At 74.8% G+C, this 20,671-nt stretch carries 19 protein-coding genes; 10 read left to right on the top strand and 9 right to left on the bottom strand.

Annotation, left to right across the window (positions count from 1 at the left end):
- Positions 1–296 precede the first annotated feature (296 nt).
- Together H0H10_RS01315 and H0H10_RS01310 are read left to right on the top strand one after the other, a co-directional pair.
- Positions 297–1,688 carry a DNA-3-methyladenine glycosylase 2 family protein gene (locus H0H10_RS01315; RefSeq protein ID WP_223179222.1) on the top strand — a complete coding sequence of 464 codons (1,392 nt, stop codon included), beginning with the start codon at positions 297–299 and terminating at the stop codon, positions 1,686–1,688.
- Positions 1,685–2,221 (top strand): methylated-DNA--[protein]-cysteine S-methyltransferase, encoded by a 537-nt coding sequence (locus H0H10_RS01310; protein WP_188178913.1) that lies wholly within the window; start codon positions 1,685–1,687, stop codon positions 2,219–2,221. Before H0H10_RS01315 ends, H0H10_RS01310 begins: the two co-directional genes overlap by 4 nt.
- Positions 2,222–2,298: 77 nt before the next feature.
- Here H0H10_RS01310 and H0H10_RS01305 read toward each other — a convergent pair whose 3' ends face one another.
- The 3 genes from H0H10_RS01305 to H0H10_RS01295 form a co-directional block, all read right to left on the bottom strand.
- Positions 2,299–3,234, bottom strand: a complete 936-nt coding sequence (locus tag H0H10_RS01305) for an FG-GAP repeat domain-containing protein (RefSeq protein WP_309141702.1) — start codon at positions 3,232–3,234, stop codon at positions 2,299–2,301.
- 213 nt (positions 3,235–3,447) lie between these two features.
- Entirely contained in the window at positions 3,448–3,930 is a 483-nt protein-coding gene (locus tag H0H10_RS01300) for a DUF456 domain-containing protein (protein WP_188178911.1), read from the bottom strand.
- A gap of 34 nt (positions 3,931–3,964) precedes the next feature.
- A complete protein-coding gene (locus H0H10_RS01295) occupies positions 3,965–4,948 on the bottom strand; it encodes a helix-turn-helix domain-containing protein (protein ID WP_188178910.1) in 984 nt (327 codons plus the stop codon).
- A gap of 970 nt (positions 4,949–5,918) precedes the next feature.
- On the opposite strand from H0H10_RS01295, the gene H0H10_RS01290 reads away from it, so the two are divergent.
- From H0H10_RS01290 to H0H10_RS01280, 3 genes are all read left to right on the top strand, one after another.
- Positions 5,919–7,475 carry a protein phosphatase 2C domain-containing protein gene (locus H0H10_RS01290; protein ID WP_444875689.1) on the top strand — a complete coding sequence of 519 codons (1,557 nt, stop codon included), beginning with the start codon at positions 5,919–5,921 and terminating at the stop codon, positions 7,473–7,475.
- A gap of 74 nt (positions 7,476–7,549) precedes the next feature.
- Positions 7,550–9,292: a pyruvate dehydrogenase gene (locus H0H10_RS01285; RefSeq protein WP_188178908.1), complete on the top strand. Its 1,743-nt coding sequence runs from the start codon at positions 7,550–7,552 to the stop codon at positions 9,290–9,292.
- A gap of 145 nt (positions 9,293–9,437) precedes the next feature.
- Positions 9,438–9,857, top strand: coding sequence for an ATP-binding protein (locus tag H0H10_RS01280; protein WP_309141703.1), 420 nt, complete (start codon positions 9,438–9,440; stop codon positions 9,855–9,857).
- A 78-nt stretch (positions 9,858–9,935) separates the two neighbouring features.
- Here the strand turns inward: H0H10_RS01280 and H0H10_RS01275 are convergent, their stop codons facing one another.
- Positions 9,936–10,982, bottom strand: a complete 1,047-nt coding sequence (locus H0H10_RS01275; RefSeq protein ID WP_188178906.1) for a DUF2637 domain-containing protein — start codon at positions 10,980–10,982, stop codon at positions 9,936–9,938.
- Positions 10,983–11,172: 190 nt separating this feature from the next.
- Positions 11,173–12,018 (bottom strand): (2Fe-2S)-binding protein, encoded by an 846-nt coding sequence (locus H0H10_RS01270; protein WP_188178905.1) that lies wholly within the window; start codon positions 12,016–12,018, stop codon positions 11,173–11,175.
- 169 nt (positions 12,019–12,187) lie between these two features.
- Here H0H10_RS01270 and H0H10_RS01265 point away from each other — a divergent pair, with 169 nt between their 5' ends.
- The gene (locus H0H10_RS01265; protein WP_188178904.1) at positions 12,188–13,006 is read left to right on the top strand and encodes a GntR family transcriptional regulator; all 819 of its coding nucleotides are present in this window, start codon (positions 12,188–12,190) and stop codon (positions 13,004–13,006) included.
- 36 nt (positions 13,007–13,042) lie between these two features.
- Here the strand turns inward: H0H10_RS01265 and secD are convergent, their stop codons facing one another.
- From secD to H0H10_RS01245, 4 genes are all read right to left on the bottom strand, one after another.
- Entirely contained in the window at positions 13,043–15,376 is a 2,334-nt protein-coding gene (gene secD, locus H0H10_RS01260; RefSeq protein WP_188178918.1) for a protein translocase subunit SecD, read from the bottom strand.
- A 166-nt stretch (positions 15,377–15,542) separates the two neighbouring features.
- Entirely contained in the window at positions 15,543–15,953 is a 411-nt protein-coding gene (locus H0H10_RS01255; protein ID WP_188178903.1) for a hypothetical protein, read from the bottom strand.
- Positions 15,954–16,077: 124 nt separating this feature from the next.
- Positions 16,078–16,803 carry a response regulator gene (locus H0H10_RS01250; protein ID WP_373566781.1) on the bottom strand — a complete coding sequence of 242 codons (726 nt, stop codon included), beginning with the start codon at positions 16,801–16,803 and terminating at the stop codon, positions 16,078–16,080.
- Between the two features lie 41 nt (positions 16,804–16,844).
- Entirely contained in the window at positions 16,845–17,798 is a 954-nt protein-coding gene (locus tag H0H10_RS01245) for a HAMP domain-containing sensor histidine kinase (protein WP_188178902.1), read from the bottom strand.
- A gap of 314 nt (positions 17,799–18,112) precedes the next feature.
- Here H0H10_RS01245 and H0H10_RS01240 point away from each other — a divergent pair, with 314 nt between their 5' ends.
- The 4 genes from H0H10_RS01240 to H0H10_RS01225 all read left to right on the top strand — a co-directional run bounded on the left by H0H10_RS01240 (position 18,113) and on the right by H0H10_RS01225 (position 20,662).
- Positions 18,113–18,442: a TraR/DksA C4-type zinc finger protein gene (locus tag H0H10_RS01240; protein WP_188178901.1), complete on the top strand. Its 330-nt coding sequence runs from the start codon at positions 18,113–18,115 to the stop codon at positions 18,440–18,442.
- A 49-nt stretch (positions 18,443–18,491) separates the two neighbouring features.
- A complete protein-coding gene (locus H0H10_RS01235) occupies positions 18,492–18,884 on the top strand; it encodes a TraR/DksA family transcriptional regulator (protein WP_188178900.1) in 393 nt (130 codons plus the stop codon).
- A complete protein-coding gene (locus tag H0H10_RS01230) occupies positions 18,881–19,717 on the top strand; it encodes a rod shape-determining protein (protein WP_188178899.1) in 837 nt (278 codons plus the stop codon). The genes H0H10_RS01235 and H0H10_RS01230 overlap by 4 nt, the downstream gene beginning before the upstream one ends.
- A 315-nt stretch (positions 19,718–20,032) precedes the next feature.
- Positions 20,033–20,662 carry an Rv1733c family protein gene (locus tag H0H10_RS01225; RefSeq protein ID WP_188178898.1) on the top strand — a complete coding sequence of 210 codons (630 nt, stop codon included), beginning with the start codon at positions 20,033–20,035 and terminating at the stop codon, positions 20,660–20,662.
- Positions 20,663–20,671 lie beyond the last annotated feature (9 nt).

Here is a 20,671-nt window from a genome sequence, read left to right as displayed (position 1 = left end):
GGCCGGTCCTGTCCACGGGCCACTGTGCCCGGCCGCCGGTCACCGCCGTCGGCGTCTCGCCGGCCCGCCTGGCGGCCCGGTGGGGGTTTCCCGGCCTCTGGCCTCCGGTCCCGGTCGCCATTCGGCGGCCACCGGTCGCGGGCACCGGTCACGGTCGCGGCCTCCGGCCTTCGGTCGGGCCACCGGGCTCGGGGCGGGGGTCGGTGCCGGGGGCCGGGCATCGGGAGCGGTGGCGGGGTGTCGTGTCCGATTTCCGCCAGTGCTGTGGTGCGGGGCGGGGCAGACTGGGCGGTGTGATGGACGAGGACAGCAGGTACGAGGCCGTGCGGAGCCGGGACGCCCGGTTCGACGGGGCGTTCTTCTTCGCCGTCGAGACGACCGGCATCTACTGCCGGCCCAGTTGCCCGGCGGTCACGCCGAAGCGCCGCAACGTGCGCTTCTTCGCGACGGCCGCCGCCGCGCAGGGCTCCGGCTTCCGGGCCTGCCGGCGGTGCCGTCCGGACGCCGTGCCCGGGTCCGCGGACTGGAACGTGCGCGCGGACGTCGTCGGCCGGGCCATGCGGCTGATCGGCGACGGCGTCGTCGACCGCGAGGGCGTCGCCGGGCTCGCCACCCGGCTCGGCTACAGCGCCCGGCAGGTGCAGCGCCAGCTCACCGCCGAGCTGGGTGCCGGGCCGGTGGCCCTGGCCCGCGCCCAGCGCTCGCACACCGCCCGCATCCTGCTGCAGACCACCGGCCTGCCGGTCACCGAGATCGCGTTCGCGTCGGGATTCGCCAGCGTCCGGCAGTTCAACGACACGATCCGTGCCGTGTACGCGGCCACGCCCAGCGAGCTGCGCGCCGCCGCCCCGGCGGGCGGCCGGGCCTCCCGGCGGACGCCCACCCCGTCCGCCGGGATCCCGCTGCGGCTCGCCCACCGGGGCCCCTACCAGGCAGGACCCGTCTTCGACCTGCTCCAGCGGGAGGCCGTCGCCGGTGTCGAGGAGGTCGCCGGCACGCCCGGCCGGCGCGTCTACCGGCGCACCCTCCGCCTCCCCTACGGCACCGGCATCGTCGCCGTCGACGAGCGGCCCGGAACACCGAGGACCGGCACCGGCGGCTGGCTCGACGCCCGGCTGCACCTCACCGACCTGCGCGACCTGACCACCGCCGTGCAGCGGCTGCGGCGCCTGTTCGACCTCGACGCCGACCCGTACGCCGTCGACGAACGGCTCGGTGCCGACCCCCGGCTCGCCCCGCTGGTCGCCGCCCGCCCCGGGCTGCGCTCGCCGGGCACCGCGGACCCCGAGGAGCTGGCCGTGCGGGCGCTGGTGGGGCGGGCGGAGGCCGAGCGGCTGGTCCAGCGGTACGGCAAGGCACTGGACGCCCCCTGCGGCAGCCTCACCCACCTCTTTCCCGAACCGGCCGTCCTCGCCGGGGCCGAGCCCGGCGGCCCCCTGGGCGCGCTCACCGCCGCCCTCGCCGACGGCGCCGTACGCCTGGACCCCGGGGCCGACCGCGACGACGCGCAGCGGGCGCTGCTCGGCCTGCCCGGCCTGGACGCCCGTACCGCCGCCGCCGTCCGCACCCGCGCCCTCGGCGACCCGGACGTCGCCCCGCCCGGCGCGGACCTGCCCGACACCTGGCGCCCCTGGCGCTCCTACGCACTGCAGCACCTGCGCACAGCAGGGGAGTTGGAGAACCGATGACCACCGCGACCACCGCGACCCCGGCGACCGCCGGCACCACGACCTACTGGACCGAGATCGACAGCCCCGTCGGCCGGCTGCTCCTCACCGCCGACCCGTCCGGCTCCCTGACCTCCCTGTCCGTGCCCGGCCAGAAGGGCGGCCGGACCGTCCAGGCCGGCTGGCGGGCCGACACCGGCCCGTTCCGCGAGGCCGCCGCGCAGCTCGCCGCCTACTTCGCCGGGGAACTGCGCGAGTTCCGGCTGCCCTTGCGCGCCGAGGGCACCGCGTTCCGGGAGCGGGTGTGGGCCGCGCTGGACTCCGTCCCCTACGGGGCGACCACGACGTACGGGGAGATCGCCGCCCGCATCGGCGCCTCCCGCGCCGCCGTACGGGCCGTCGGCGGCGCGATCGGCGCCAACCCGCTGCTCGTCGTCCGCCCGTGCCACCGGGTGATCGGCGCCGACGGTTCCCTGACGGGGTACGCGGGCGGCCTGGAACGCAAGACCGCGCTGCTCGCGCTGGAGGGCGCGGTGCCGGGCGCCGCCTGCTAGTCCGGACAGCGGAACGGGCCGCCCTCCACAGGAGAGCGGCCCGCCGCGGTGCCTTCGGGGAAGGCGGTGCGTCCCGGTCAGAACAGGATGCTGTACGTGTTCCAGCCGCCGCTGCCGATCTTCACGCGGGACTTGAAGGGGGCTGTGGCGTTGCCGGTGCCCTTGTACAGGTACAGCGCGCCCGTCTTGTCACGGGCGACCAGGTCGGTGATGCCGTCGATGTCGATGTCGCCGACGGAGACCAGGTTGTTGTAGGTGTTCCAGCCGCCGCCGATACGGCTGCGGGACGTGAACGGCGCCTTGTAGTTGCCGGTGCCCTTGTAGAGCCACAGCACGCCCGAGCTGTCCTTGGCGACGATGTCGTCCTTGCCGTCACCGGTGAGGTCGCCCTGGCCGGCGATGTGGGTGTAGATGTTCCACCCGGCGCCGACCTTGTAGCGCTGGGTCAGCTTGCCGTTGCCGTAGCCGAGGTACAGCCACAGCACACCGGAGCCGTCCCGGGCGATCAGGTCGTCGGCGCCGGCGCCGCCGAGGTCGCCGGCCGAGAGCAGGCGGTTGTAGATGTTCCAGCCCTTGCCGACGGTCAGCTGGTAGTCGGTGCCCCACGAGGTGTAGGACAGCGTGCTGCCGGTGACGTCCCAGATGCCGTCCGAGCTGCCGTCGTCGTCGTGGTCGACCTGCGTGATGAAGCGCGCGTCGTCCCAGCCGGAGCCGGACCAGATGCGATCCTGGTCCAGGCCGCCCTCGAAGTTGGGGATGTACCCCCACAGCTCGCCGTTGCCGTCCTTGCCGTACAGCGCGTTGACCGGGGCGTACTCGTCGAACTCGGCGCCGGTGCCGAACTTCGAGGCGCCCGACGGCTTCACGTCGACGGGGGCCTGCGAGGCGGAACGTCCGGGCGCGTCGGCGGCGACGGCGGCGGACGTGCCGGTCGCCACCAGAGCGGCGGTGAGCGCCGCAGCCGTGACACGTGCCAGCGTGCGACGCGTGTTCAGGCCGGAGCTTTTGGCCACGTGGGTCCTCCAGTTGGTCATGAGGAACGGATCGCGGGCCGCGGTACGGCCCTGCAAGATCCAGGGATTACTCCGCGATCCTTACACGTGTCCTTTACATGTCAACAAGATTTCTTTACGGCATACGAAGCGGTACAGAAGTGGAACGAAAGTGCAACGTGAGGCGTACAACCATTCCGGTGCCGGCCGTGACGGCACGTCAAAAACGGGGCACTAGCCGACGAACACCGCGCCCAGCCACGCGCCCGTGATCAGCAGGCAGGCGAACAGCTCCGTCAGCGTGCTGGAGCCGCCCGAGCGCATGGCCGTCCTCAGCGCCGCCATCGCCTCGCCGTGCCGGCCGAGCCGTGACCGCTCGGCCAGGTAGATGCCCCCCATGAAGCCGGGTATCGCCCCGAGCACCGGGACCAGGACGAAACCGAGGAAGGCCCCGGCACCCGCGTACGCCGTGAGACGGCGGTCGGCGTCGTCCGCGCGCATGCGCCGGGGCGGCAATGTCCAGCGCACCGCCTGGGAGAGGAGCAGCACCACCGTGGCGCCCACCAGCACGGCCCAGGCGAGCGGCTGCGGATCCTTCAGGGCCCACCACAGCACCCCGGCCCACACCAGCCACGAGCCGGGCACACCGGGCAGCAGGACGCCGCACAGCCCCAGCAGGATGACCAGGCCGGTCAGCAGGAGGTCCCACGCTCCCATCTGTCCAGAGTGCCCGAGGGGGCGGCCGGACGCCTCACCGCCGGCGGGCCACCCAGCCCCGCTCGTACGCGTGCCAGCCGAGCTGCAGCCGGGTCGTCACCCCGGTCAGCTCCATCAGGCGCTTCACCCGGCGCTGTACGGTCCGCAGACCCAGGTCGAGCTGCTTGGCGACGCTCGCGTCGGTCAGGCCGGCCAGCAGCAGGGAGAGGATCTCCAGGTCGGTGCCGTCCGGGCCGTCGGGGTCCTGCTCGGTCACCCCCGAGACGCCCAGCCGCAGTGGCAGCGCGTTGCGCCACACCGACTCGAACAGGCCCGAGAGCAGTTCCAGCAGGCCGCTGGCGTGCACGACCAGCGCGGCGGGCTCCGCGGAGTGCGCGGTGAGGGGCACCAGGGCGAGGGAGCGGTCGGCGACCACCAGCTTGGTCGGCACCCGGTCCACCACCCGTACCTGCTCGTCGCGGCCGAGCGCGGCGGTCAGCTCGGTGATGCCGGTGGGCAGGTCGAGCACCGACCGCTCGACCACCACCCGGTAGCGGACGCCGCGGCCGGTGGCCTGCTCCTCCGCGTCGTTCTCCATGCCGGTGACGGCGACCGGGTTGCCGGTGACCAGCGCGCACACCTCCTCGCTCGCGCCCAGCTGGAGCTGGAAGAAGCGCTGGGCGACCGCCGCCGCGCCGATCACCACCTCGACCAGGTCGTGCACAGCGGGCTCGGCCACCGCCGCCCGGTACTCCTCGGCCAGCAGCGCCGCCGCCAGCTCCGCCTTCTCCAGCTCGTGCCGCTGCTGGGTGAGCAGGGCGCCCAGGGCCACCCCGGGCGGCGCGGCCACCCAGCGGCCGGGACGGGCCGGGGACTGGGCCGCGAGGCCGTTCTGCTCCAGCCGGCGCAGCGCCCGCTCGGTGTCCTGCTCGCCGAGCGCCAGCCGCCGTGCGAGATCGGGCACGTCGGCGGCGCCCACGGACACCAACGCCCGGTACGCCGACTCGTGTGTCTCCTCCAGCCCCAGCACTCCCAGCATCAGGTGCCGCCCCTCCCTCGGACCCGTGACCTCGCGATGCCGCCCCGTGGCGGAAAACGGCCACGGCGCAAACCCGCCTCGGGACATCATCGCCGTACCGCCGGTCACTCTGCCAAGGTGGCGTCACCGTCGCCGGCGGTCCTCCCGTGGGGGGTGGGGCCGTCCGGCGGCCTCCAGCGCATCGCTGTTCGACCCCTCACCCGACACGCGGTCCGGTGCGCCGCGGACCGCCGGAATTTCCGGATGCGCCGTTTCACCGGGCCCTGTGCGGTGGACAATTGGGGGCATGAGCCAGCAGGGGGGAAGGCCCACCGGCCATGAGGACGAATGGTGGGGCAGGCTGTACGACGACTCCACCGGCGACACGGGCCCCACGACCGCGCCGGATTCCCTGGAGGACCGGTTCGCCTCGGCGACGCAGGCGGTGGAGGGCCCACCGGGCCCGGCTCCGGGAACCTGGGACGAACGGCAACCACCACCGACCACCGACCGGCCCCCCTGGCGGACACCGACGCCTCCGGCGGCCTCCGGAGCGCCCCCCGACGCCCCTCGGACGGACCCGCCGGCCCCCGTGACGCCCACCGGCCCGGCGAATCCCACCGTCCCTCCGCCCCGCGCAGGCGAAGACGCCGCACCGGCCCGCACCGACGGCAAGGGGCCGACCCGGGACCGTCCCGGCGGAAGCACCGCTCCGGACAGCACCGACGGCGTGGGCGCCCCACCGGACGCGGCCGGGGACACGGGAGCCGTACCGGGCCGCGTCGGTGGAGGTGCCGGTCCGGGCGATGCCGACGGCATGGGGTCCGTACGGGACGGTGCCGGTGGCACGGGAGCCCTACCGGATCAGGCCAGCGGCACGGGGGCCGGTCCGGGCCGTGCTGGTGGAGGTGCCGGTCCGGGCCGTGTCGATGGCACGGGCTCCGTACGGGACCGTAACGGCGGAGGCGCCGCTCCGGGCGGTGCCGGTGGTGTGGGTGCCCCACCGGATCAGGCCGGCGGTAGGGGAGTCGTGCCGGGCCGTGTCGATGCAGGGCCCACTGCGGGGCGTGCCGGCGGGGATCCTGCGGGCCGCGCGGGCGGCGGGAGCCCTTCGGGCCGGGTCGGCGGTGCCGGGGCTGGGCCTGGACGTGCTGGTCCGTCTGCGGGGCGTGCACCCTGGGAGCCGCCGGCCGGTGCACCGAGCGGGCCGGTGACCTTCCCGCCCGGCCCGAGGATCCCGCGGACGGCGGAGCCCGATTCGTACGACGGCACGGGGCAGGGCGGCGGGCCGTGGCCGCCCGCCGGGCCCCGGATACCTGCGGACCCGCCTCCGCCCCCGCCCCCGCAGCCCCCGGCCGCACCCGGGGGCGAACCCCCGAGCGCGGTCGAGGCGTCGTCGGAGGCGGGCTTCGGCGACCCCCCGGCGGCCCCGGCCGGCCCGGGCGCCCCGGCCGCCCCGGAGGTCCCAGGACGGCTCGTTCCGGCTCCGCGAGGGGCCGAAGGCGGCCCGGTCGACGGCCCCGGCCCCGCAACGGTCCCGGACGTCAGCGACGTCCCCGTGGACTTCGCCGACGTCGAGTCGGCGCCCGATCACGTCGGCTCCGGACCGCCCACCTACGATCCCGAACCCACCGCGCTGCCGGCCGCCGACCCCGACGGGCTCGACGAGCTGGTCGCGGACACCGTGCTGGACGGCGCCCGGTACGGGGCCTGCACGCTGCGGGCCGTCTCCGTGCGCGGGGACTCCGCGCGCTACCGCGGCGACCCGCGCCGCGACGCGCTGCTCACCGCCCGCTTCGGCGCGGGGGAGCAGGCGCTGATCCTGGTGGCTATGGCGACCGGTACCCGCGGCACGCCCGGGGCGCACCGGGCCGCCGCCGAGGCCTGCCAGTGGATCGGCCGGGCCGTCGGCCGCAGCCGGGCCCGCCTCGTGGAGGACCTGCGGGCCGCCCGGCGCGGCGACCTGAAGTCCGGTCTGCACCGCCTGACCGACCGCAGCCTCGGCAAGCTCCGGGCCCGTGCCGCCGAGCAGGGCCTCGACCCGGACGAGTACGCCGCCACCCTGCGCTGCCTGCTGCTGCCCGCCGATCCCCGGTGCCGTACGCGCGTGTTCTTCGGCGCCGGCGAGGGCGGGCTGTTCCGGTTGCGGGACGGCGCCTGGCAGGACATCGAGCCACGGGCCGGGGACGTCACCGGCGAGCCGGTCGTCGGCTTCGGCTCGCAGTCCTCCGGGACGCCCGAGGGCGACCGGCTCACCATGGACCTGGGCATCACCACACCGCCCGGCCCCTACGAGGACGCCTCCCCAGGACCACCCCCGAGGCCCTTCCGTTTCCGCGCCTCCGTCGCCCGCCCGGGTGATGTGCTCCTGATGTGCACCGCGGGCCTGGCCGAGCCGCTGGCCGGCGAGCCCGAACTGGGCGGACTCCTCGCCCGCCGGTGGTCCGGCCCCACCCCGCCGGGCCTCGCCGCGTTCCTCGCCGACACCCGGGTCCGGGTCAAGGGCTACGCCGACGACCGCACGGCCGCCGCCGTTTGGGAGGCGTGACGGCGCTCGCTGTGCCTCCATGGAGGGCAGGGAATGCCAGGGAGCACGGGAGACCGAAGGGGCACGCGAGAACCATGGCCAAACAGAACGTCGCCGAACTGTTCGTCGACATCCTCGTCCGCGCCGGAGTCGAGCGCCTGTACGGCGTCGTCGGCGACAGCCTCAACCCGGTCGTGGACGCCGTGCGCCGCCACAAGGGCATCGACTGGGTGCACGTGCGGCACGAGGAGACCGCCGCCTTCGCGGCCGGCGCGGAGGCCCAGATCACCGGGAAGCTCACCGCGTGCGCCGGCTCCTGCGGCCCCGGCAACCTGCACCTCATCAACGGGCTCTACGACGCCCACCGCTCCATGGCCCCCGTCCTCGCCCTCGCCTCGCACATCCCCTCCAGCGAGATCGGCCTCGGCTACTTCCAGGAGACCCATCCGGACCAGCTCTTCCGCGAGTGCAGCCACTACAGCGAGCTGATCTCCAGCCCCAAGCAGATGCCCCGGCTGCTCGACACCGCCATCCAGAACGCGATCGGCCGATCCGGTGTCAGCGTCGTCTCCCTGCCCGGCGACATCGCCGACCAGCCCGCCCCCGAGAAGGCCGCCGAGACCGCCCTCGTCACCTCCCGGCCGACGGTCCGCCCCGGCGACGAGGAGATCGACAAGCTGGTGAAGCTGATCGACGCCGCCGGCAAGGTCACCCTGTTCTGCGGCAGCGGCACGGCGGGTGCGCACGCCGAGGTCATGGAGTTCGCGCAGAAGGTCAAGTCCCCCGTGGGGCACGCCCTGCGCGGCAAGGAGTGGATCCAGTACGACAACCCGTTCGACGTCGGCATGAGCGGCCTGCTCGGCTACGGCGCCGCCTACGAGGCCACCCACGAGTGCGACCTGCTGATCCTGCTCGGCACGGACTTCCCGTACAACGCCTTCCTGCCCGACGACGTGAAGATCGCCCAGATCGACGTCCGGCCCGAGAACCTGGGCCGGCGCTCCAAGCTGGACCTGGCGGTGTGGGGCGACGCGCGGGAGACCCTGCGCTGTCTGATCCCGCGCGTGAAGGAGAAGAAGGACCGCAAGTTCCTCGACCGGATGCTGAAGAAGCACGCCGACGCCCTGGAGGGCGTGGTCAAGGCCTACACCCGCAAGGTCGACAAGCACGTCCCGATCCACCCCGAGTACGTCGCCGCCGTGCTCGACGAGATGGCCGACGACGACGCGGTCTTCACCGTCGACACCGGGATGTGCAACGTCTGGGCCGCCCGCTACATCTCGCCCAACGGGCGCCGCCGCATCATCGGTTCCTTCTCGCACGGGTCGATGGCGAACGCGCTGCCGATGGCGATCGGCGCGCAGTTCACCGACCGGCACCGGCAGGTCGTCTCCATGTCCGGCGACGGCGGATTCTCCATGCTGATGGGCGACTTCCTCACCCTCGTCCAGTACGACCTGCCGGTGAAGGTCGTCCTGTTCAACAACTCCTCCCTCAGCATGGTCGAGTTGGAGATGCTGGTCGCCGGCCTGCCCTCGCACGGCACGGCCAACACCAACCCCGACTTCGCCGCCGTCGCCCGGGCGTGCGGCGCCCACGGGGTGCGGGTGGAGAAGCCCAAGGAGCTCGCCGGGGCGCTGAAGTCCGCCTTCAAGCACAAGGGCCCGGCCCTGGTCGACGTCGTCACCGACCCCAACGCCCTCTCCATCCCGCCGAAGATCAGCGCCGAGATGGTGACCGGCTTCGCCCTGTCCGCCTCGAAGATCGTCCTGGACGGAGGGGTCGGCCGCATGCTGCAGATGGCCCGGTCCAACCTGCGCAACGTCCCGCGACCGTGACGCGGGCGGCCGTGCTCCCGGCGGGATCCGGCCACATCGCCCCTCCGCGTGGCCGAACACCCGGCCGTCGGGGATTCGGCATGACTGCCCGGGGTCCGCACGGGCAAGGATTCCCGTGAACGTGTTCGAGGGGAAGGGGAGCGACATCGGCACGCGGACGGGGGACACGGAGAGGCGGGCCGCGCCCCGGCTCAGGCGCAGACTCGGGCGGGCGGACCTGCGCGCGGTGCCCGAGGCCCGCCGGGCGCTGCGCGAGCTGCTGCGGCAGTGGGGCAGGCCCGGACGGTCGGAGATCGCGGAACTGCTCACCAGCGAGCTGGTCACCAACGCGCTCGTGCACACCGACGACGACGCGGTCCTGACGGCCACCGTCGGCCCGCGCGGGCTGCGGGTGGAGGTGCGGGACTTCGTCGGCCGGATGCCCCGGCCGCGGGTCCCCGACCCCGGCGAGAGCACGGACGGCCGGGGCCTGCTGCTGGTGCAGTCCCTCGCGGACGCGTGGGGCGTGCGGGCGCACGGGGTGGGCAAGTCGGTCTGGTTCGAGCTGGACGCCGAGGCGGCGTGACGTGCCGAGGGGCGCGACCGGCCGGTCACGCCCCTCGTCCGCACGGCTCGCGCCGGCCGCCGCCCACGGCGGGCCGGCCTAGCCGAACTGCTGCTCCAGGTCCTTGAGCTTGCGCTCCAGGGAGTCCAGCCGGGGCAGGGCCTGGGTGTCGTCCTCCGCGGTGAGGTCGACGGTGACCGGGTCAGACCCGCTCCGGACTGCCTGCAGGGAGGGACGGTGGCGTACGGGCAACGGCTCCTGGGGGGATATGGCAGGCTCCGCGGCCGCGCGGTCCGCGCCCCGCTCCACGGCCTGCACCTCGACCTCCACCTGCCGGCCGCCGCGGCCGGCGAAGCCCCGGTGGCCGCGGCTGATCGCCTTCAGCTGCGCCCGCTCCATGCGCTCCTGTTCGCGCCTGCGCTGCCGGGCCTCGTCCTTCTGGCGCTTGTCCTCGCGCACCTCCTCGACCGCCTCGTCGAGGCTGCGCACCCCCTCCAGCAGCATCAGCGACCAGGCGCGGTACGTCTCGCGCGGTGCCCGCAGCCAGCGGACGATGCGGATCTGCGGCAGCGGGCGCGGCACCAGGCCCTGCTCGCGCAGGGCGGCCCGGCGGGTCTGCTTCAGCGCCCGGTCGAAGAGCACCGCGGCCGACACGGACATGCCCGCGAAGAAGTGGGGGGCACCCGCGTGACCGACGCCCCGGGGCGCGTGCACCCAGTTGAACCAGGCGGCCGCGAACGCGAAGGTCCACACGAGTATCCGGGAGCCGAGCGCGGCGTCACCGTGGCTGGCCTCGCGCACCGCGAGCACGGAGCAGAACATCGCCGCCCCGTCCAGGCCGAACGGGACCAGGTACTGCCAGCCGCCGCTCAGGCCGAGGTTCTGCTCGCCGAAGCCGACCAGACCGTGGAAGGAGAGCGCCGCGGCGACCGCGGCACAGCAGAAGAGGAGGACATAGGAAACGGTGCCGTAGACGGCCTCCTTGCGCCTGCGGCGCTCCTCGGCACGCTCCCACGAGTCGTCCGCGCTCGCGTCCTTCCCCGAGGATCGCCTGCCGCGCGCGAGCACCGCCACCGCCGCCAGCATGCCCAGGAGCAGTACGGCGCCCGGAAGCAGCCAGTTCAGCGATATGTCGGTCAGTCTCATCTGGGGGTCCCTTGCAGTGGGATAGGGCGTAACGCCCGCCATCGTGGCCCAAACCCGCCGGGGCTCAGGGGGTTTCGGGGCAAGAGGCCGCCAAGGGACTGCAAGGGGGCGCCCAGGGCGCGGTTCTTCTCGAACGCCCGTGTGGCAGACGGAAGTTGAGTTCGAATCAGAACCTTGCGCCGGCGAGGTGTCAGCCGGCCGTGGCGAGAAGTTTGTCGATGCGGTCCGCGTCGCAGGTGCGCGGGCAGGTGGCGCAGGTGTCCTCGGGGCGCAGGGTGTAGAACATGCAGCAGCTCGCCCGGTCCCGGGTGTGCAGCGGCCGGCCGTCCGGCCCCTTCAGCTCCCGGAAGGCGGCCGTGCCGACGTAGGGCCGGGTGGCGCCCGGCAGCAGCAGCTCCAGCTCGTGCCGCGCGCGCTCCTGCTCGCCGAGCAGATGGGCGACGTACCACAGGCCCTCGACGACCTCGTCGGTCGCCATCCCCCACAGGGCGCGTCCGCGCCGCCGCATGCGCGGCCCGAAGCCCGCCAGTACCGGCTCCAGGTGCTCGGCGACCGCGGCCCGCACCTCCGCCCGCAGCTCCTCCTCGCCGGCGACCACGCGGGCGCCGGGCAGGGCGGCGGCCGGGTCGCCGGGCAGGCAGGCGAATCCCTCCGGCCGCGCGGCCATGCGGCCGAGCGGCAGGTCCGCGGCGGTGCGGTCGTACGCGACGTTCGCCACGGGGTAGCGGGGCACTCTGCGGTGCAGGAACCACGGCACGGTGACCAGCAGGCAGGCCGGCCAGGCGTAGCGGTGCAGTCCGAAGCTCGCGACCACGTCCGGCCGGGCCTTCTGTCCGTAGTCGCGGACCACCTGGGCGTCGTCCCAGGCCAGGAAGGACTCCAGCCCGGCCCCGCCCTGTGCCAGCGTGGCCGCGGCCACCCAGCCGCCGCCGTCGGGGACCTCGTCCCCGGCGCCGAGCTCCGTGACGCCGAGCCCCGGAAGCACCTCGGACAGGCGCGCGTAGGAGTCCGCCACGGCCGAGCGGGAGACAGGCATGCGGGGACCACCGATCCACGTCGGGACGACCAACTGCTTGAAGGTAAGCCTTACCTTACCCAAGATCCTCGGGATTTGAACTGACGGCCGGTGCGCTTATGGTGCTTGACGGCCCTACGACAACCCGCCGTAATGACCTCAAGTACCGACACGTCCCCGGGAGGACCCCGTGAAGCACGGCACGCAGGGCTCCGCCGGAACGGGGACCGGAGGGAGCCCGGCGCCCGGACAGGTCCGGGTGCCGGTCCAGCCCGGTGCCGCGGACGTGGACCGCGGCCGGCGCGCCCCGGCGGACGCCGCCCCGGCCGCGCGCGGCGAGCACACGCACTCCGAACCGGCCCCTCCGCGGCCCGGCCCCCTGGTCCAGCGGTCCTCCGTGCGGGGCCAGATCGTCGACGCCCTGCGCACCGCCCTGATGGCCGGCGAGCTGCGGCCCGGCGAGGTCTACTCGGCGCCCGCGCTCGGCGAGCGGTTCGGGGTCTCGGCCACGCCCGTGCGGGAGGCCATGCAGCAGCTCGCCCTGGAGGGCGCCGTCGAGGTCGTCCCGAACCGGGGGTTCCGCGTCGTCGAGCGCGGCGCGCGGGAACTGGCCGAACTCGCCGAGGTGCGGGCCCTGATCGAGGTCCCGGTGCTGCTGCGGCTGGCCCGCACGGTGCCCGCCGATCGCTGGGCCCGGCTGCGCCCCCTCGCCGAGGCCACCGTCCGGGCCGCGTCCTCCGGCTGCCGGGCGACCTACGCCGAGTCCGACCGCGCCTTCCACCGCGCGGTGCTCGCGCTCTCCGGCAACGACCAGGTCGTCCGCGTCGCGGACGACCTGCACCGCCGCGCGCAGTGGCCGCCGGCCGGCGCCCCCGCGGCACGGGGACGGGCCGACCTGGTCGCCGACGCGCACGAGCACACGGCGCTGCTGGACGCGCTGATCGCCGGCGACCTGGACGTGGTGCGGACCCTGGTGGGGGAGCACTTCACCGGAGCGGAAGCCCTCTGAGGACGCCGCCTTCCCGGGGAGCCGCCCGCCGTGCGCCTACGGCGCCTGCTGGCGTTCCTGCCGCTCCTGCCCTTCCTGGCGCTCCTGGCGCGGTGCGGCCGGTGTCGCCGGGGGCGCCGCCTTGCGGCCCGCCCGGCCCCGGCCCCGGCCCCGGGACCGGGGTCCGGCGTCGCGGCCGCTCAGCTCGACGACGAGCGGGGCGGCGGTGAACACCGACGAGTAGGTGCCGACCGCCAGGCCGATCAGCAGGGCGAGGGCGAAGTCGGTGAGCGAGTCCTCGGCGAGCACGGCCAGGGTGGCGAGGATGAGGACCGCGCCCATGCCCGTGTTGACCGTGCGCGGCAGGGTCTGCAGGATCGCCCGGTTCGTGAGCCGGGGCATCGGTGTCTTCCGGTCGCGCCCCAGCAGTTCCCTGATCCGGTCGAAGAGGACCACCGAGTCGTTGACCGAGTAGCCGATGACGGTGAGGAGCGCGGCGAGGAACACCCCGTCGACGGGCTTGCCCAGCCAGGCGAACACCCCGACGAGGATCACCACGTCATGGGCGAGCGCACCGACCGCGGCCGTGCCGAACCGCAGGCGGAAGCGTGCGGCGAGATACAGCAGCTGGGCGCCGAGGGCCAGCCCGAGGGCGATGAGGGCGTCCCGGCGCAGTTCCTCGCCCAGACTGGGGCCGATCAGCTCGTCGCGGACCTTCTCCGCCCCGCCGCCCAGACCGCCGACGGTCTTCTCGACCGCGGCCGCCTGCGCGTCGGTCAGCTCCTCCGTGCGCACGGTCAGGCCGGTGTCGCCGGAGGTCTGCACGACGGCGCGCGGGAGGCCCGCGTCCGCCAGGGCCGTGCGGGCCCGTTCGGCGTCGACGGGGGCGGTCGTGGAGTACTCGATGAGCCGCCCGCCGGTGAACTCGATGCCGAAGTCCAGGCCGCGGACCACGATGCCGGAGGCGGCCAGGGCCAGGACGGCGAGGGAGGCGGCCAGCCAGCGGCGCGGGTGGCGCATCAGGAAGGGGTCGCGGCGCAGCAGACGGTCGCGGACGGGGCCGGTGGTCGCGATGCCGGTGATGCCGGGCCGGCGGAAGACCGACGGGCGGCTCGCGGCGAAGTCGGCCAGCACCCGGGTGATGACCAGGGCGCTGATCATGGAGGCGAGGACGCCGATGCCGAGGGTGACGCCGAAGCCGCGCACCGGCCCGGAGGCGAGGAAGAACAACAGGGCGGCGGCGATCAGCGTGGTGATGTTGGAGTCGGCGATCGCGCTGAACGCGCTGCGGAACCCGGCCGTGAGCGCCGAACGCGGACTGGGGCGGCTGCGCGCGGCGTGTTCCTCGCGGGCGCGTTCGAACACCAGGACGTTGGCGTCCACGGCCATGCCGATGGCCAGGACGAACCCGGCGAGTCCGGGCAGCGTCAGCGTCGCGCCGAGCGCGGCCAGCGCGGCGTACGAGATGAGGCCGTAGCAGAGCAGGGCGACGGTCGCCAGGGCGCCCATCAGCCGGTAGACCACGATGATGAACAGCGCGGTCAGCGCGGTGCCGATGACGGCGGCCCAGGCGCCGGCCGAGATGGCCCGCTCGCCCAGCGTGGCGCCGATGGTGCGCTGCTCGACGGTCTCCACCGGCACGGGCAGCGCACCGCCCTTGACGAGCAGCGCCAGCTCCCGGGCCTCGGCGTCGTCGAAGGAACCGGTGATCTGCGTGGAGCCGCCGGCGATGCCCGCCTTGCACGCCACCGACGGATCGACCTGCGGCGAGGAGATGATCTTGTCGTCGAGCACGATGGCGACCCGGCGCTTCGGGTCGCCGGCGGGATGACAGGCGGCCTCGCCGGTCACCCGCGCCCACCGGTCGCGGCCCCCGTCCTTGAAGTCGACGGTGACGTGCCATCCGGCGCCGCTCTGCTGGTCGAACCGGGCGTCGGCGCCCTTGACGTCCTGACCGGTCAGCTCGGCCGCCTTCAGGCGCAGCGGCTGACCGGACTCGTCCGGCAGGACCCGTTCCCCGGCGCCGCCATCCCCGGACTCCGCGCGGTCCGCGGTGCCCAGCACGGCGTGTACGGTGAGCTGGGCGGTACGGCCCAGGACGTCGGCCGCCTGCTGCGGGTCCTGGACGCCCGGCAGCTCGACGACGATGCGGTTGCTGCCCGAGCGGACGATGGTCGGCTCGGCGACGCCGAGCGCGTCGATGCGGCCGCGCAGCACCTCCACGGTGCGGTCGGTGGCCGCGCGGTCGGCGGTGGTGGTGGGGGTGGAGCGGGTCTCCAGCACGATCTGGGTGCCGCCGCGCAGATCCAGTCCCAGGCGGACGGGCACGGTGACGGCGACGTACAGCGCCACGGCGATCACGGCCAGGGCGAGGAACGCGCGGGTGCGCAGGGGGCGATTGGGTTTCGCGTTCGGCTTCGCGTTCGTTTTCGACTTCTGATTCGACGTCGGTTTCGGCTTCGGTTTCGACTTCACCAGGGACCTCCGGCAGGCACGCCGCGGCGGCGGCCCGCGCGGCCGCGACGTGAAGAAGGAAGGGAGAGGAAGGGATCGGGATTCAGGTGCCGGAGGGTGCGGGAGGTGCCCGCCCGCGGTCGTGGCTCGTGCGGCCGGGGGACGGCGCCGCAGGACCCGACGCCGCCGGGGTGCGCCCGTGGGCGGCCGGGGCGGCGTCCGTGCCGCGCGGGGAGGTGGTGAGGTGGTCCGGCGGCGCCGGGCGCTCGCCGAGGTGGTCGTGCCGGGCCCTGGCCTGGGCGGCGCAGACGGTGGCACAGGTGTCGTCGGCGTGGTGGCCGGACTCCGGGTGGGGGACGGTCGTGGCCGCCCGGACCGGTGCCGCCCCGGCGGGCGCGACGCGGGCCTCGGCGGACGACGCCGGGACGAGGATGAGCAGGACGGCCAGCAGCGCCGTGAGCGTCACCGCGAGACGGTGACCTCGGGTGGGGGCGGTGCGGGGTGCGGGGCGCATGCACCGTCCCTTTCGTGGCGGAGGCTCGGACGCGGTGGGCGGGGGAGGGTGGGCCGTGGGCCCGGGGTCCCCGGCCGGGGAGCGGCGGCCGGAGACCCCGGGCGGTCGAGGGGACCGGACGGGGTCAGGGCTCGATGAGCCCGGCCCGGATGGCGTAGCGGGTCAGTTCGAGGCGGTCGCGCAGGCCGAGTTTGTGCAGGAGGTTGGCCCGGTGCCGCTGGACCGTCTTGATGCTGATGAACAGGATCTCGGCGATCTCCTTGGAGGAGTGGCCCTCCGCGACCAGCTTGAGGACCTCCTCCTCGCGCGGCGTGAGGATGTGGTCGGCGGCCTCCTCGCCGTGCCGTACCCGGTCGAGGTAGTTGCGGATGAGGGCGGTGACCGCGCCCGGGTACAGGAAGGGCTCGTCGCGCATCGCGGCCCGGCAGGCGGCCACCAGGTCCCGGTCGGCCACCGACTTCAGGACGTATCCGCAGGCCCCCGCCTTCAGCGCCTGGAACAGGTACTGCTCGTTGTCGTGCATCGTCAGCATCAGGATGCGCAGGCCCGGCTTGAGCGCGGCCAGCTCGCGGGTGGCCTGCAGTCCGGTCAGGCGGGGCATCGCGATGTCCAGCACCGCGAGGTCGACGGCGTGGGCGCGGGCCATGTCGATGGCCTCGGCGCCGTCGCCGGCCTCGGCGACGACTTCCAGATCGGGCTCGCGGTCCAGGATGAGGCGCACTCCGCGGCGTACGAGCGCGTGGTCGTCGGCGAGCAGGATGCGGATCCTGGCCGGGGCGGATCCCGGCCGCTCGGAGCGTGGCGGTCCGTCCGGGGAAGGGGCGGGGGAGGCCGGATCGGGCAGGGTCAGGTCGGGCAGGGGCCGGTCGGGCCGGGTCGAGTCGGGCATCGTCAGGGCTGCTTCCTGGGGACGGGTGTGGTGAGCCGGATCCGGGTGCCGGCGCCGGGTGCCGAGGTGATGTCGAGGGCGGCCCCGATCAGCAGGGCCCGTTCGCGCATGCCGCGGATGCCGGCGCCCTCGCGGGCCGCCTCGATGCCGCGGCCGTCGTCCTCGATGGTGAGCACCACCGCACCGTCGGCGCGGCGCAGGCTCACCTCGACCCGCTCGGCGTCGGCGTGCCGGGCCGCGTTGGTCAGACCCTCCTGTGCCACGCGGTACAGGACCAGCTCGGTCTCGGGTTCGAGAGCGGGCAGGTCGGGGTCGAAGCGGCGCCGCACATGCAGCCCGGTGTGGGTGGCGAAGTCGTGGGTGAGCGAGGTCAGCGCGCTGATCAGGCCGAGGTCGTCCAGGACCCCGGGCCGCAGCCGGCGCACCAGGCGGCGGACCTCGTCCAGGCTCTCCCGGGTGATCTCCTGCGCCTGGTGCAGCTCGTCGCGCAGCGGCCCGCCGGCCTCGTCGGCGGCCCGCCCCAGCACCAGCAGGATCGCGGTCATGCTCTGCCCGACCTCGTCGTGCAGCTCCTGGGCGATGCGGCGCCGCTCCGCCTCCTGGGCGAGCAGCACGCGGGCGCTGCTGGTGGCCCGCTCGTGCTCCAGCCGGTCGAGCATGGCGTTGAAGGTGCGGATCAGCTCGGCGACCTCGCCGCCGCCGGGCACCGGCAGCCGCTGTCCCGGGCGCAGCAGGTCGACGGTGGTCATCAGCTTCGTCAGCCGGTCCAGCGGGGACAGGCCCCAGCGCAGCAGGGCGCCGTTGGCGACCAGCATGACGGCCAGGCCGCCCACCAGGATCACGGCCTCGGTCAGCAGGACCGGCACCGAGACGGTCACCGGGGCCCACAACAGCAGTGCCGTGGCCGTGCCCAGCACCACCGCGTTGAGCCCGAAGATCCGCCAGAACAGGGACACCGGGGGTACGCCTCCTTGTGCGACGTGCGACATGCGACGCGGTTGGCCTCCACTGTCGTTCATCGCGCACCCCGGGCGGAGCTGCGGCCCTGTGGAACGACCGAGCCCGCCGACCAGCCTGCCCTTTCCGCCGCGCCGGGTCGATGGGGTCCGACCCCCATTTCCGCGGCGCGGCACACCCATGGCGCCGCCGCCGTCCGGGGGCGGTGTGGATACTCCGGCCCCCGGCAAATGGGGCCTGCGCCCGATGGGTTTCCGGCGCCCGGCCGACGAACGTGGAGGGTGACCAGGCCGCCCCGAGGAAGGAACCCATCGTGTCGCTCGACGCCTCCCGCACCGAACCCCGCCCCGAGCGGCTGACCGCCCACGAGGCCCGTCAGCGCCTCGAACACGCGCGCAACACCCGGATGACCCAGCTGCAGGCCCTCGACGAGACCGGCAAGAGCGGGGACGACCAGCTGATGTCCGCGCAGAAAGCGGCGATCGAGCGGGTGCTCAAGGAGATCGACGAGGCGTTCGCCCGCATCGACGGCGGCACCTACGGCACCTGCCTCGGGTGCGCCAAGCCGGTCCCGGCGGAACGTCTGGAGATCCTGCCCTACACGCGGTACTGCGTCGCCTGCCAGCGCCGCGCCGCCGCCTGAGCACCCGTCCGTCGAGCCTTCGTCTCCCGCCCTGTCCAAGGGGTTAGTGGTGAACAAACAGATCATCGGCGACCACGACACGCGTCCGGCGCCCGAGGACCTGCGCCTGACGCCCGACGACCTCGCCGCACTCAAGGAGAACCTGCACGAGCAGCGGTTGTTCCGCGAGGAGCAGCTGCGGCAGATCGCCGCCGCGGACGCCCCCTGCTCCGGCGGCCCGGGCCGGCGGCCGTCCGCCGCGCGGGCCGAGGTCCGGGTGAAGCTCGCGGCCTCCGCGCGCATGGTGCTGGCCGACGTGGAAGCGGCCCTGAGGCGCATGGCCGAGGGCGACTACGGCCTGTGCCATCTGTGCCGCCGGCCCATAGCCCGCGAACGCCTGGCGATAGTGCCGCAGGCCCGCTACTGCGCCCGCTGCCAGCAGGTCCGGGAGGCCGGACGATGACCGTGATCCGCCGTCCCCGCCCGCGCCCCGGCCCCGGCGGGCACCGGTCGTGGCCGCTGTGCCGGCAGTGCAGCGGCGTCGCCCTCGACATGGGCAGCGCCCGCACCCGGGCCTGGATCGCCGGCCGCGGCCTGATCCTCGACGTGCCCACGGTCACCTTCCCGGGGGCGGGCGCGGTGTACCCGATCCAGCGCGGCACCATCGTCGACGCCCCGGGAACCGCCCGGATGCTGGAACGGCTGCTGGGCCACCGGCTGCCCCGCCTGACCCGGCCCCTGGTCGTGGTGACCGCGCCGGTGCTGGACGGGTTCGCCTACCGGACCCAGGCCCGTACGGCCGTGGAGGTGCTGCGCCCGCGCAGTGTGCTGACCGTCCCCAGCGCCCGGGCCGTCGCCCTGGCCGCGGGGGCCGACCTGTCCCGGCCGCTGCTCGTGCTGGACATCGGCGCCCATCTCACCGAAGTGGTGCTCCTGGTGGACGGCGCCGTCTTCGACGCCCGCCGCACCGCGCTGGGCACCGGCGACCTCGGGGACGGTGCCACGCCGGCCGCGATCGGCGAGGCCGTGGCCGACATGGTGACCTCGATGCTGCGGCAGGACCGTACGTCCCTCACCGTCGACGCCCTGGGCCGGGGAACGCTGCTGGCCGGCGGAGGCGCCCTGCGCCCCGAGATCACCCGCCACCTCACCGGCCGACTGCACGCGCCGCTCAGGACGGTGCCGGCGCCGCACACCGCCGCCGTCCGCGGCGCCGCGAAGCTGCTGGAGGCCGCCCACTCCCACCCCTCGACCACGGCCGCGGACGACGCGCCGCCGGGTCCGCGGCCGTACTGACCCCGTCCCCGCCAGGGGCGGCCCCGGCGGCGGCCTCGCCGGTACGGCCGCCGCACCGGCACCCGGCCGGCCTCCCGCGGCCGGGTGCCGGCCCCACCGCCCCGACCTCGTGGCCCCCGCCCAGGAAGGAGGAGCCCGTGACCGCCGAGACGCCCCGCACACGGCCGCCCCGACTCCCGGATCACGTATGCCCGGGCGTTCGCGCGGCCGTCCCCGGCCCCGGACGACGACCTTTTCGCAGCCCCGCCGGACGTCGGCCCCCGGCCCGGTGCGCGGCCGGTGGTGTCGGTTCCGTGTTCTGGAAGGAGGAAGACCGTGGCCGGCGACATACCCAGGGCGCAGCCGCCCCCGGCTCGCGGACGTCACCCGCATCTCCTGCTGTGGCGGTGGCGGCGCAACCCCCTGCGGCGGCGTACCGACGTGCTCCAGGCGTGGATCGGCCTCGGACTGGTGCTCGCCGTGCTGGCGGCGGCCCCCGCGGCCATGTTCTCGGCCGGTGACGCCGCCTACCACCACTACCGCGACACCGCCGAGCGGCAGGCCCGGACGAGGGACCACGTCCCCGCGGTCCTCGTCCACGACGCCCCCCGCCACCCGGAGCCCGGGTCGGACGAGGCGAAGAAGACCCGGTACCCGGTCGAGGTCCGCTTCACGGACGCGGACGGGGACGTCCGGACGGGGAAGACCGACGTCGAACCCGGGCTGCCCGCGGACAGCACCGTCCTCGTCTGGGCCGACGAACAGGGAGCGATCACCGAACCCCCGCTGACCACCGACCAGATCCGCAGCCGCACCATGGGGTGGGCGATCCTCGCCTTCCTCGCCGTCGCCCTCGCCGGAGCGGCGGCGTACGGGATCGCCGGGCTGGTGCTGCAACGGCGCAACCTCGCCGGGTGGGACGCGGCCTGGTCCAGGACGGCCCCGCGCTGGAGCAGGTACCCGTGAGAGGCCGTC

Origin of the sequence: Streptomyces griseicoloratus (genome assembly GCF_014534645.1) — a bacterium.
GTDB lineage: Bacteria > Actinomycetota > Actinomycetes > Streptomycetales > Streptomycetaceae > Streptomyces > Streptomyces griseicoloratus.
Note: the sequence above shows the minus strand (reverse complement) of the source record. Positions and strands in the feature narration are given on the sequence as shown.